The organism is Phyllobacterium endophyticum (assembly GCF_003010935.1).
Lineage (GTDB): Bacteria > Pseudomonadota > Alphaproteobacteria > Rhizobiales > Rhizobiaceae > Phyllobacterium > Phyllobacterium endophyticum.
Genome location: NZ_PGGN01000001.1, coordinates 1417479 through 1430696, shown reverse-complemented (window position 1 = coordinate 1430696; position 13218 = coordinate 1417479). Strand labels below are relative to the sequence as shown.

Sequence of the window (13218 nt, the reverse complement as noted above, 5' to 3'; positions counted from 1 at the left end):
CGATTTCAGGCCTTCCCGGAAGGTGTCTGAACATAAATAAGCACAATTGACACGGGATTCGACAGCTTTGACGCCAAATCGGTCTGATTTGGCGCAAGAATCTACACCTTGAGTTGAATTTTTGGTGTTAAAAGTTGCAACCGCTCTTTCTTGCCGACCCGCTTTGCGCTTTCAATCGCAACTGGCTAAGCTCGGGCATCTTCTCAAAGCCGGAGTTTTCAAATGGCGAATGGCCACCCCCTCACCAATGTCCAGCAGCGCGATATGAACGCGGTTCTGCACCCCTATACGCCCCTGCACAAGCTGCACGAACTCGGCCCGCTGGTGATGGGTCACGGCAAGGGCGTCTATCTCTACGACACGCAGGGCAAGGAATATATCGAGGGCATGTCAGGCCTCTGGTGTGCGGGGTTGGGCTTCGGCGATGAAGAGATGATCGACGCCGCTACCGAGCAGATGCGTACCCTGCCCTACTACCATCTGTTCGGCGGCAAGGGCATTGAGCCTGCGATCGAACTTGCTGAAAAACTTAAGGAAATCGCGCCAGTGCCGATTTCGAAAGTGTTCTACACGTCTTCCGGCTCCGAGGCCAACGATACGCAGGTCAAGCTCGCCTGGTATTACAATAATGCGCTTGGCAGGCCGCAAAAGAAGAAGATCATCTCGCGCGTCAAGGCCTATCACGGGGTGACCGTGATGGCCGCGTCGCTGACCGGCCTGCCCGGCAACCACAAGGGGTGGGACCTGCCGGTGGACCGCGTTCTGCACACCGATTGTCCGCATTACTACCGCTTCGGCCTCGAAGGCGAAAGCGAAGCGGAATTTGTGGCCCGAATCGCCAAGTCATTGAAAGATATGATCGAACGGGAAGGTCCGGATACGATTGCCGCCTTCATCGCCGAGCCGGTCATGGGTGCCGGGGGCGTACTGGTTCCGCCGTCCGCCTACTTTGCGGCGATCGAGCCGATCCTCCGCGAACACGATATTCTCATCATCGCCGATGAGGTCATCAATGGTTTCGGCCGTACGGGCAACTGGTGGGGCAGCCAGAGTGTCGGCATGACGCCGACGACGATTTCCGCAGCAAAACAACTTACGGCGGCCTATGCACCACTTGGCGCGGTTCTCGTCCCCGAGGAGGTGTACCAGGCCTATGTCGACCACAGCTCCCAGCTCGGGAGCTTCGGCCACGGCTTCACCTACGGCGGTCATCCGGTTGGCTGCGCGCTCGGCGTCAAGGCCATAGAGATCTATCAGCGCCGCAATATTGTCGAACAAGTACGGGCACTTACGCCTACTTTCGAGGCAAGGCTGGCGCAGGTGAAGGATCATCCGCTGGTTGGCGAAGTGCGCAATTCCGGTCTGATGGGCGCGGTCGAACTCGTCGCCGACAAGAAGACGAAACGTTCGTTCGATCCGGCGCATGGGGTGGCCCCGCAGCTTGCGCGCTTCCTCGAGGGACACGGCGCTGTGCTGCGCGCCATTGGCGACAGCATCGCCTTTTGTCCTCCAATGATCATTACGAAGGACGAATTGAACGAGTTGTTCAACCGTTTCGAAAAGGCGCTTGCCGACACGGAAGCCCATGTTTCGAAAAACGGCCTGCGGGCGGTTTAAAAATAAAAGGGGCGGGTTTTTTCACCGCCCCTTTTTCGTGTTGTCACCGGGTCGTTAGTACGACGTTCTGCTTTTCACCAGCTTTTATCCTTATATAGGTCACGGGGTCTTTAAGGCCTTCTCTCGTGCTAGGCGCCGTCTCATTGCCCGCAGCCCAGCCCGGGCCGGCGGCGTGCTTGAGCGCATCCAGCGTTCCCAGTGAAGTCGCAGGCTGACCATTGACCGAGACTGCGCTCGCCGTCGAACCATATATTTTCACAAGATAATATTCGGTCTCCGGTTTGTACCTACCTTCCGGCGCTGCCGTTTCAAACTCGACCTTGTTGTCCGATTTCTGTGCCGAGAAAAGCTGGCTGAAATAGACGCCGTTTTCGTAGTCATAGGTTTTGCCATCGTCGTTATAATATTCGAACGACGTCCGCTTGGTATCGGGATAGACCTCGATATCGAGCTGTGTCAGCGGCTTTTCGCCGACATACTGCATATCCGGCTGCATCGGGATGATAGCGCCCTGGCGGATGAAAAGCGGAAGATCGGTCCAACCATTATTGAGGCCGTACTTTTCACCCTTCCCACCCTCATGGATGGCTCCCCAACGCCAGTCGATCCATTTACCTTCAGGATAGTAGATCCATTTATCCTTTTGTCCCTGTTGTACCACGGGAGAAACCATCAGCCATTCGCCAAACATCCAGCTGTCGACATGATTGCGCACATTTTCATCGTTTGGCCAGTCGAACAGCAGCGGTCGCACGAGGCCAACGCCATTCTTCCGGCGCTGATGTTCATAGCTATAAATGTAGGGAATCAACTTGTAGCGCAGCCGGATCGCCGCAACGGCGGGTGCCTCTCCCTCACTATAATACCAGGGTTGACGCTGCACTGCGTTGTCGCCATGAACACGGAATATCGGCGTGAAGGCTGCAAATTGCACCCAGCGGGCGTAATCTTCATAGCCGGTGCCGCCGCCAGGCAACGTTCCCTTGCCATTCCTGAAACCACCCCCATCCATTGTCCATTGCTGGGCGCCGGCATTGATTGCGCTCAACATGCGCTGGCGCTGCAAGGCCATGCTTTCGAAGCCATTGTCGATGTCGCCCGACCACAGACCATGGGCATGCCGCTGCGCGCCAAGGTAGAAGTTGCGGTTGATTGACCAGACCCGCTCATTCGAAATAGCGCGTTGACCGTCATAGAGACCGCGCTGCATATCGAGGCCTTCGGTCTCGTTGCCTTCGTCGGTCGCTTCACTCGAATCTGCCTCGTCGTTCCACCAGCCCTTGATTCCGCCGTCGAAGACGTTCTTGAGCTGTCCGAAATACCAGGAGCGGACGGCCGGCTTGGCGAAGTCCACGTGCCGCATCTGAGTGCTGGTGAAGTAGTCCTTGAATATCGGGGCTGTCGGCATCCAGTAGTCGTTCTGCTTGAGGAAATTGCCTTCTTCGGAATCGACCGCCACACGCGGTTTCAAGATAGCGGTCAGCTTGATACCTTGCTGCTCGGCAAAGAGCCGCATATTGTCATCAGCATTCTGTGGCCTATTGGGACCCATACCGGGAAACCGCTCGGTGTTCCATTGGAACTGTGCGTTTGGAACCTTCGTCCCGCTGCTATCCATACCTCCCCAGTACGTCCAATCCAGATCGAACGTGAAGGCATCAATCGGAATATTCCGTTCGCGATATCCTTTGATAATATTGCGGAATTTGGGTTCGGTCATTCCTTGCAACTGGCCCGAGCCGTTTCTTTTGTCATTCCATGCATCGTCGGCACCCCACTGGCTATTGGTAAAGCCCATGGCCCACTTGGGAAAAAGTGGCGTGCGACCACTTATCTTTGCCATAGCTCCGAATATTTCAAAAGGCGTTCCAACCATGAGGTAGGCATCGACGTCGGGCTTTGAATTCCGGGTAAAATCAATATATCGCTTGTTGGCGAGATTGACCGTGCTCTTGCGGCTGCCCATCGTATCGACGAGGACACCGTATCCCGCCGTGCTCCAGACGAACGGTGCCCCGGCGTGGCCCTGTCTGCCTGCTTTCAGGTCCTGTGCCCGATCCCGGTACAGATTTTCGGATCTTTCCTCTGCCCCATCGGAGTTGACGCCGTAAAGCGTGTCCTCGGGGTCATGCCTGACAATCACATCACGATTTTTCAAATCTTCCGTTTTGAGCGACATCAATACCTTTTTGGTGCCATTGATTATCTCGATCGTGGAAGTCCTGGGGATCCAGCGGGCGGTATTCTGCCCAGCGATCAAATCCGCGCCTTTGCCCGGCAACGACTTGACTTCATAGGGCACACCAAACTTTATTGAAGGGTCTATTACCCTGGTGGCGGACGTTGCTACTCCATCGGGCAGAAAATGGACACGAAACGCGTTTGATGCGACAGCGCGCACCTCAAGCACATCGTTCTGCAGTTGAACATCGAAACCGCCCGGCCTCGGCGTAATGGTGTCCTCATTGATGGGCCGGACTGCCGTGAGCTCGGCTGGCGTTTCCCCCTTGTCTCCTGTCGCACCTTTGTCGCCCGCAGGGCCTTTGTCGCCGGCGATGCCCTTGTCCCCGGCTTGACCCTTTTCACCAGGTTCACCCTTCTGAAGTTCGAAACTTCCGCCTATCTGGCTGGTATTCTGTGGTGCATGCGAATCCTTGCCGTTGCAATTTGCCAGGCCAGGCAACAGCAGCAACCCAAGCGCGGTGATATGAATCCTGTTCAAAATTTGTCCTCCTAAAAACCGCGCCGGAACATGATCTGCAAAAGCTGATTCAAGTCGAACGAAACGGATGACAGCTGGCGCATAGCCCCGCTGACCCGGTTGACCCTTGCAATGAATATCTGTTTGGAGCGTGTTGGAAATGAATGGTGCGGCAGCGATACTGCGTAAAACAGCCGGCGAAACATGGCATTAAAAATCAGATCTTTTTCTCGAAGCCCTCCCAAGCCGTATAGCGCAACCGAGCGCAACGCCAAACTGCACAGACTGTGCCAGAGCTGTCAATTAGACCAAAGGCTATTTATTTCGCTGGTCGCATAAACTATTCTGGGTTCAGGCGCCGGGCAGGATCGGCCGTTCGCTCGTTTGCACATCGCCCAAGCGGACAAATCGAAAACCCTTGAGTTTCAGCGCAAGTATGCCTTGTACCACGCCGGACCCGGAGGAATGGGTCGGTTGATTGATATGGGCGATGATCACATCCCCATCCTTGGCGGCTGAGATGCGCTTCTCGACCTGAGCGGTCATCAGCGAAGCCCCTATGTCGGCATTCAGTGAATAGCCGGCGACACGATAACCCATATCGTGAACCAACGTCACCGCATCGTCACTGTAGCGAGCGGTGGCATCCCGGTACCAAAAAGGTTTGGCCAGCGAGATGGCAGACATCGCATCTACCCCGCCTTGAATCTCCGCGCGGATTGCGGGCAATGAACCAGCCGTTTTGAGGCCGAACATCGTCGGCTGGTTGTCGATAGCTGGTATATGGTCACGCCCATGGTTTTCCAGCTCGAAAAGTTCGGGGTGGGACTTCATGACGGCAACCGCTGACGCATTTTGCCTTAGCCAGCGGCCGGTTACGAAAATTGTCGCCGGAATCCGGTTATTAACAAGCGCATCCAGAATGCGGTGGTCAGTTTGCCCGGAACAGGCATCCAAGGTCAAAGCGACTTGAGGCGCGGCATCGCCGCCCTTCGCAATGAAGAGCTTGGGTTCGACGAAGTGAGGATGTTCACTTGCCGACGCCGTGAGGACGAAAGCACACATGAAGATTGACGTCATGACCAATATAGTTGAACGCATTTTTCACCGCCGCACTGTGGGTTCGCGCGACTAGCGCGCGGAACAGAGCGAATTTGTGGCGGATGTGCGGGTCAGCCGGTCTTCGCTTTTGCCGACGCCTGTGCAGCCGCAAGCCGCGCAATCGGCACGCGGAACGGCGAGCATGACACATAGTCCAGCCCGACGTCCTCGCAGAAATGAATGGAAGCGGGATCGCCGCCATGCTCCCCGCAGATGCCAAGCTTGATTCCCGGCCGCGAAGTCCTGCCCTTGTCAGCGGCAATCCGCACCAGTTCACCAACTCCATCGATGTCGATCGACACGAATGGGTCTTGCTCGATGATTCCCTTCACCTGGTAGGTCATCAGGAACGAAGAGGCGTCATCGCGAGAGATACCAAAGGTCGTCTGGGTCAAATCGTTGGTTCCAAAAGAGAAAAACTCGGCAACTTCGGCGATTGAATGCGCTCGCACAGCTGCACGCGGCAGTTCGATCATGGTTCCAACCAGATAGTTGATCTTGATATCGGTTTCCTTCATCACATCGGCGGCAATTGCATCGATGCGTGCCTTGACGAAATCGAGTTCAGCACGGAGCCCGACAAGCGGCACCATTATTTCCGGCTCGACAGGAGCACCCGTCGACTTCGCCGCCTCGACAGCAGCCTCGAAAATCGCCCGCGCCTGCATTTCAGCGATTTCCGGATAGGAAATAGCAAGGCGGCAGCCGCGATGACCCAGCATCGGATTCGTTTCGTGCAGACTATCGGTCCGCTCGCGCAGCTTATCGGCACTAACGCCCATGGCGGCGGCGACTTCCGCGATTTCCTCGCCGGTTTTCGGCAGGAACTCATGCAGAGGCGGATCCAGCAACCGAATTGTAACCGGCAGACCATTCATGATTTCGAACAATTCCACGAAGTCGGAGCGCTGCATTGGCAAGAGCTTGTCGAGCGCGGCACGGCGGCCCTTTTCGTCTGCGGCGAGAATCATTTCGCGCATTGCAACAATGCGCTCACCCTCGAAAAACATATGTTCGGTACGGCAAAGCCCAATGCCTTCAGCTCCAAAGGAACGGGCTGTGCGCGCATCGACTGGGGTTTCAGCGTTCGCGCGCACTTTCATGCGACGCGTCTTGTCCGCCCATTCCATGATCTTGCCAAAATCGCCGGAAAGCTCGGGCTGCAACATGGGCACTGCGCCCTTCAGCACCTGGCCAATGCCACCGTCGACTGTGATGATGTCGCCCTTCTTGAGCACGACGCCCATCGCAATCAGAGTTTCGTTGCGGTAGTCGACGCGCAGCGAGCCGGCGCCGGAGACGCAAGGTTTTCCCATGCCGCGCGCCACAACCGCCGCATGGCTGGTCATGCCACCACGCGTGGTCAGGATCGCTTCGGCGGCATGCATGCCGTGAATGTCTTCCGGACTCGTTTCGATACGCACCAGAATGGCCTTGCGTCCATCGGATTTCAGTTGTTCAGCGTCTTCCGACGAGAATACAATTTCACCTGTGGCTGCACCGGGGGATGCTGGAAGACCTGTTCCGATCACGTCTCTCTCAGCGCCAGGATCAATGGTCGGGTGCAACAGCTGATCAAGGGAGGCCGGGTCGATCCGAAGGACCGCGTCCTCGCGTGAAATCAACCCTTCTTCAGCCATCTCGACGGCAATCCTGAGGGCCGCCTTGGCAGTGCGCTTGCCAGAGCGCGTCTGAAGCATCCAAAGCTTGCCGTTCTCGATCGTGAATTCGAGATCCTGCATGTCGGCATAGTGTTTCTCAAGCCGTTCCGAAACAGCCACAAATTCGGCAAACGCCGCCGGCATGATCTTTTCGAGTGAAGGCTTGTCCGAACCCGCGGCTATGCGCGCTTCCTCGGTGATATTCTGTGGCGTGCGGATACCGGCGACAACGTCCTCGCCCTGTGCATTCACCAGGAACTCGCCATAAAGTTTTTTCTCGCCGGTAGATGGGTTGCGGGTAAAGGCAACGCCCGTCGCCGAACGATCGCCCATATTGCCAAAGACCATCGCCTGGACGCTGACGGCCGTACCCCAGCTCTCCGGGATGTTGTGCAGACGGCGATAGGTGATGGCCCGGGCGTTCATCCAACTCGAAAACACAGCGCTTATTGCGCCCCAAAGCTGCTTTTCCGGGTCCTGCGGAAACGGCTCTTCGAGTTCTTCCTCGATCTTGGCCTTGTACAGCGCAATGATATTCTTCCAATCATCAGCCCCCAAAGCCGTATCGACGTCATGGCCGAGATTGGCTTTCGTGTCTTCGAGGATTTCCTCGAACACCGAATGATCGAGCCCCATCACCACATCGGAATACATCTGTATGAAGCGCCGATAACTGTCGTAGGCAAAGCGTGCATCGCCGGTTTCGCGGGCTATGGCCTCCACGGTCTCATCGTTTAGCCCAAGGTTCAGTACCGTATCCATCATGCCGGGCATGGAAGCCCGCGCTCCGGAGCGCACGGAGACCAGCAGTGGCTTCGCCCCGTCGCCAAAGCTGCGCCCCGTAATGGCCGCAATATGGGCAAGTGCTTGTTTCACTTCCGCTTCGAGCGTGTCAGGATATTTTCGCCCGTTGGCATAGTACCAGCCGCAAACGTCGGTCGTGATGGTGAAACCAGGAGGAACCGGCAAACCCAGTGCGCACATCTCGGCGAGATTTGCACCTTTTCCACCAAGAAGGTTTCGATCACTGGCGGAACCTTCCGCCTTGCCATCACCGAACGTGTAAACGCATTTTACCATCTGCAGCCTCCCTGCCGCCAAAGCACAAGAGAGGTCTACGCGATGAATTCGTCAAGCACCATCGAAAAATGCTGCAATGCAGCATTCAAATCGATTAATAGGGTAAATCAGCGTTAAGTGTTGAAATCCTTTGTCATTTGCCGAAGGATCAGCTCGCCTCACGCAATTGCTCTGCCGTCTGCAAATCGACAGACACCAGCTGGCTCACGCCTTGTTCGGCCATGGTCACGCCAAACAGCCGGTTCATCCGGGCCATGGTGATAGGATTATGGGTTATGACGACGAACCGGGTATCCGTGGAGGCGGCCATTTCATCCATAAGATTGCAGAACCGCTCGACATTGTGATCATCGAGCGGTGCATCCACTTCGTCGAGGACGCAAATGGGAGCCGGATTGGTCAGGAACACCGCAAAGATCAGCGCCATTGCAGTCAAGGCCTGTTCGCCGCCTGAAAGAAGCGTCATGGTCTGGGGTTTCTTGCCGGGCGGTCGGGCAAGAATTTCGAGGCCCGCTTCCAGCGGATCGTCGGATTCGATCAACTGCAATTCCGCGGTACCGCCGCCAAAAAGATGCGTAAACAGACGCTGGAACTGGACATTGACCACTTCAAAAGCAGCCAGCAGCCGCTCGCGTCCCTCGCGGTTCAAGCTCTGGATAGCCTGGCGCAATTTCTTGACCGCCTCGATGATATCCTCACGTTCGCTGATGATCGCCTCCAGACGAGCCGATAGCTCTTCCTGCTCCTCTTCGGCACGAAGGTTGACAGCGCCAAGGCGCTCGCGTTCCAGCTTCAGCCGTTCAAGGTTGCGTTCGATGGCGTCGACATCCGGCACGGGGTCATCCGGTCCCAGCCCAGTCAGCTTCATCGCCTCATGCGGCGCGCAATTCAGCGCCTCGACAATACGAGTTTCGGCTTCCTTGCGCCGCTCCTGCGCAGCGGCCAGCCGTTCTTCAGCGCGGGCCCTGCCCTCGCGGGCGGTTGCCAAAGCCTGGATCGCCTCAGTCGCCGCACGGTCCAACTCGCGCTGCCTGTTCTCTGCAATGGCAAGCTTGTCGGCAGCATCGCTGCGAAGCGTCTCTGCCTCGGCCAGCTGTGAAAGCAGCCTCCTGTTGCGTTCGGCAAGCTCGTCAGGAGCCTCAGCGAGGTTTTGGGCCTCACGCTCCGCTTCCAGGCGCCTCTCGCTCAGCGATCTGATCTGGCGGTCTGCATTGTCGGCGCGGGTCACCCAAGTCTTGCGCTCGTCGCCGATGGCTTCGAGCCGGCGCGTGCGATTTTCCGCCTCACGGCGCAGACCATCATAAACGGCGCGCGCCTCCGCCAGCCCAGCGCGGTCAAGCGCGACCTCGCTCATCAGATTAGCGAGGCGGTTATTGATCTCCTCGATGTCGGCAGCGCCTGCCAGGCGTGTTTCCGCCTCGACAAATTGCTCCTGAGCTTCCTCCAGGCTTTCTGCAAGACGTGCCTTGCCTTCTTCCAGCGCAGCACGGCGGCTGGACAACTGTCCCGCAGCGCGTTCGGCAGTGGCAAGCGCTTCACGCGCATCAGTCACAGAACGCTGTCTGCCACGCCACCCATCGCGGGCAGTCCGCTCCGCCTCAACAGCTTGCCGCACGCCTGCTTCGGCGGCCTCTATCCCCGCTTCCGCAGCGCGCAACGCCTTCGTTGCCTCGACAACTTCGAAATCGAGCTCGGCGAGGCGGTTCTTCTGGGCGAGGCGCTGCGCGGCCGGCGTTGGAGCATCAGCGCTCGCCGTATAACCGTCCCAACGCCATAGCCCTCCGTGCAGACTGACCAGTCGCTGGCCCGGTTTCAAGTCAGATTGCAGCCGGGCGCCTTCCGTTTCGCCCACGACGCCGATCTGCGCGAGACGGCGTGCCAGTTGACGCGGCGCGCGGACGAATTCCGCGAGGGACCGTAGCCCTGCCGGTAAAGCAGGGTCCTGTCCAGGATCGCCGATTTCACCCCAAAAAACCGGCGCGCTCTTGTCGATCGGCGCATCAAGATCTTCCCCCAGGGCAGCACCGAGCGCGATTTCGTAACCCTTATCGACCTTCAAGGCCTCGACTACTGCCGGAAAAAGGTCTGATCCGCCAATATTGATCATCCTGGCAAGCGTATTCGCTTCCGTCTCGATGCGGCCAAGATTGCTCCTCGCATCCTGGAGCGGCTGGCGTAGTTCTGCCTCGAACCGGCGGGCGGTCTCCACGGCTGCTTCAGCCGCGAGCGCGGAGTCTTCTGCCTGCTCAAGCGCAGCTTCCGCCGTGTCTACCACGGCTTGCTTTTCGGCTGGATCAGCCAGCGCGGCGATCTGCGCTGCGACAGCCGACAGATCGCGATCCACATCGCTCAATTGGCGCATCAAGCGGTCGCGCCGCTCTACACTCTCTCGCAAATTCCGCTCGACCTGCGCACGTTCGGCGGACGCCTCTGCCCGCTCGGCAGTTACCTTAGCCAGGGCGGTTTCGCTTTCCCTCAACTTCGCATCGGCCCGCTCGAATTCAGCCCGTGTTTCTATTTCGCGAGCACCCGCGTTGGCGTTTTCTTGGATGAGCGACCGTTCCTCCGCCTCAAGACGTGCAAGAACATCGGCATTGTCGCGCACCATCTGCTCTTCACGTGCGATGTCGGCAGTGAACTGAAGCAGGCGTTTTTCCAGTTCGCTCTGCCGGGCGCGAACACGTTCAGCCTCCTCGTTCAACTGTGAGCGAGCAATGGTCAATCTCTGGACTATGGCAGCGGCCTTGGCTTCCGCTTCACGTAGATCGGGCAATTTGTGGGCGCCAACCGCCTGCTCCTTGGCGGCATTCATCTGCCTTTGCGCCTGGTCCCCAACACCGGATGTAGCTACAGAAAGGATCGACTGCGCTTCGCCTTCCTGTACCTTGGCGACGGACCACTTGAGGTGCAGAAGGATTGCTTCCGATCGGCGGATATCGGCGGACAGGCTCTTGAAACGGTTTGCCTGGCGCGATTGGCGCTTCAGGCTTTCGATCTGCGTCTCAAGTTCGCCTACGACGTCCTCGAGCCGTTCGAGATTCTGCTCCGCTGCACGCAATCGCAGTTCGGCCTCGTGGCGGCGGGTATGCAGGCCGGATATGCCTGCTGCCTCCTCAAGCAAGGCCCTGCGGGCCTGAGGTTTTGCCTGGATAAGTTCGCCAATGCGCCCCTGGCCCACCATCGACGGCGAACGTGCGCCCGTCGACTGATCTGCGAACAGCAATTGCACGTCCTTGGCCCGCGCATCCTTGCCGTTGATACGATAGACCGACCCTGACTCGCGCTCTATGCGCCGCGAAACTTGGAGCTCATCCGCGTTGTTGAACGCCGAGGGCGCACTTCGGTCCTGGTTGTCGAGAAAGAGCGTGACTTCCGCAGTGTTGCGAGAGGGCCGAGTGCCTGACCCGGAGAAGATGACATCGTCCATTCCGGAAGCGCGCATGTTCTTGTACGAGCTTTCGCCCATTACCCAGCGCAATGCTTCTACAAGGTTGGATTTGCCGCAGCCGTTAGGACCCACAACGCCGGTCAGGCCGCTTTCGATGACAAACTCGGCAGGCTCAACAAAGGACTTGAAGCCGAGGAGGCGAAGTTTGGTGAAGCGCATCAGATGCCCTTTCCATCAAACACCGCCATCCCACATGACGGGGCGGACACGACAAGGCGCCCCCCGGAAATCCGATGGCGGTTACTTAAGCAGTCCGTCGATAATCGCTGACATTTCGTCAACCGAAAGGGCTCCCGAGTACCTTGCTCCATTGATGAAGAAAGTCGGAGTGGAATTCACTCCAAATTCATTTGCGCCGCGCTCACGTACAGCATTCACATCATCCAGAAGTTTTTGGTTCGTCAAGCAAGCCTTGAAGGACTCCTGTGTAAAACCGGCCAATTTGGAGATTTGCAGCAAAGGTTCTTCTGCGTTGGCGGCCCCGGCCCACTGTTCCTGCTGTTTGAAGAGGACTTCTACCAAGGGATAGTAGCGCTCTTCAGGCGCGCAACGCGCAAGCATGAAGGCAGCCGCCGCGCGCGGATCAAAGGGAAATTCGCGCAGGATAAGCTTGGCCTTGCCCGTATCGATGTACTTTTCCTTGATCGTTGGCAGCGTGGTCGTCGAAAAATGTGCGCAGTGAGGACAAGTCATCGATGCATATTCAATGATCGTTATCGGCGCATCCGCCTTGCCCATGACGATATCTTTCAACGTGCCAGGAGCAAGCAACTTGGCCTGGTCCACCGTGCCCGCCGAAGGCGGGACCTTTACATCCGATTTATTCGGCTCAGGAGCGGCGGCAGGTGCAGTGTCTTGTGCCCGGGCCTCAGTGCCAGCGGCCAAGGCGATGGCAGCTGTTGATACGGCAGCAAGCGCCAAAAGGTTTCTGCGGGTCAGCAATTCACTCATTGATTTCACCTGTCTCCGGTATTGACCAAGGTATTCGAAGGGACTCGTATAGCCCGATGCCAGTTTCTTTAAGGCACCTTATGGGTTCTGTCTTTGAATTTTTCGTGATGCAACATCAATGACTTCATGCTGCCTGAGGATTCACCGCTTGATTTTTTCAGCGTGGACGCTTTGACCGAGCCGTTGCAGAGCCTCCCGCAGACTGTCATCCTCGATGGGAGCAACCGAACGACTGATCTTTTCGGCGGTTGCTGTATCGACCGGCGGCAGCGTTCGGCGTTTCGCGACAGGTTGTTCGACCGGCTTTTGCTCGATCTTTAGCCGCCCGACTGCTGCAAAACCGAGAAAGGCGTTCACACGGCTGATTATTTCGCCGGTTTCATGTTGGATCCTCATGGCTGTGAAACCCTGGCAGGCAACCACGAGCGTTGCCGGCTGGAACGGGTCGTCCTCATGCGCTCGGCGCGGCCAAATGAGCTTGAGCGGCCTTGATTGCGTGCCCAGTCCTTCCCCGACAACCTCTTCCCAAGCCTGGACAAGCTCAATCGTGATGCCTGCACGTTTGCGCAACACAGGGTCAAGAATTCCAGCGGCCGGATCAGCAAGCGGGCGAAAGCCCTTTTTACTGCGATCATCGCTCATGCGTCGCGCCTGCTTCA

At 57.5% G+C, this 13218-nt stretch carries 7 protein-coding genes; 1 reads left to right on the top strand and 6 read right to left on the bottom strand.

Going from position 1 to position 13218, the window contains the following annotated elements; all coding sequences use genetic code 11:
- Positions 1-222 precede the first annotated feature (222 nt).
- On the top strand, positions 223-1617 hold the full coding sequence (locus CU100_RS06720; RefSeq protein ID WP_106715691.1) for an aminotransferase: 1395 nt from the start codon (positions 223-225) through the stop codon (positions 1615-1617).
- Positions 1618-1660: 43 nt separating this feature from the next.
- Here CU100_RS06720 and CU100_RS06715 read toward each other — a convergent pair whose 3' ends face one another.
- The 6 genes from CU100_RS06715 to CU100_RS06690 form a co-directional block, all read right to left on the bottom strand.
- Positions 1661-4339: a TIM-barrel domain-containing protein gene (locus tag CU100_RS06715; RefSeq protein WP_106715690.1), complete on the bottom strand. Its 2679-nt coding sequence runs from the start codon at positions 4337-4339 to the stop codon at positions 1661-1663.
- Positions 4340-4669: 330 nt separating this feature from the next.
- Complete coding sequence (locus CU100_RS06710) at positions 4670-5398, bottom strand: polysaccharide deacetylase family protein (protein WP_407070313.1); 729 nt, start codon at positions 5396-5398, stop codon at positions 4670-4672.
- 92 nt (positions 5399-5490) lie between these two features.
- Positions 5491-8160 (bottom strand): pyruvate, phosphate dikinase, encoded by a 2670-nt coding sequence (gene ppdK / locus CU100_RS06705; RefSeq protein WP_106715688.1) that lies wholly within the window; start codon positions 8158-8160, stop codon positions 5491-5493.
- Positions 8161-8308: 148 nt separating this feature from the next.
- The gene (smc, locus tag CU100_RS06700; protein WP_106715687.1) at positions 8309-11767 is read right to left on the bottom strand and encodes a chromosome segregation protein SMC; all 3459 of its coding nucleotides are present in this window, start codon (positions 11765-11767) and stop codon (positions 8309-8311) included.
- Positions 11768-11848: 81 nt separating this feature from the next.
- The gene (locus CU100_RS06695) at positions 11849-12559 is read right to left on the bottom strand and encodes a DsbA family protein (RefSeq protein WP_106715686.1); all 711 of its coding nucleotides are present in this window, start codon (positions 12557-12559) and stop codon (positions 11849-11851) included.
- Between the two features lie 141 nt (positions 12560-12700).
- Positions 12701-13201, bottom strand: a complete 501-nt coding sequence (locus tag CU100_RS06690) for a DUF721 domain-containing protein (protein WP_106715685.1) — start codon at positions 13199-13201, stop codon at positions 12701-12703.
- Positions 13202-13218: the final 17 nt, after the last annotated feature.

Excerpts from the sequence above, each read along its gene's own strand:
- CU100_RS06720 (WP_106715691.1), top strand. The coding sequence starts at position 223 with ATGGCGAATGGCCACCCCCTCACCAATGTCCAGCAGCGCGATATGAAC.
- CU100_RS06710 (WP_407070313.1), bottom strand. The coding sequence starts at position 5,398 with ATGACGTCAATCTTCATGTGTGCTTTCGTCCTCACGGCGTCGGCAAGT.
- ppdK (WP_106715688.1), bottom strand. The coding sequence starts at position 8,160 with ATGGTAAAATGCGTTTACACGTTCGGTGATGGCAAGGCGGAAGGTTCC.
- smc (WP_106715687.1), bottom strand. The coding sequence starts at position 11,767 with ATGCGCTTCACCAAACTTCGCCTCCTCGGCTTCAAGTCCTTTGTTGAG.
- CU100_RS06695 (WP_106715686.1), bottom strand. The coding sequence starts at position 12,559 with ATGAGTGAATTGCTGACCCGCAGAAACCTTTTGGCGCTTGCTGCCGTA.
- CU100_RS06690 (WP_106715685.1), bottom strand. The coding sequence starts at position 13,201 with ATGAGCGATGATCGCAGTAAAAAGGGCTTTCGCCCGCTTGCTGATCCG.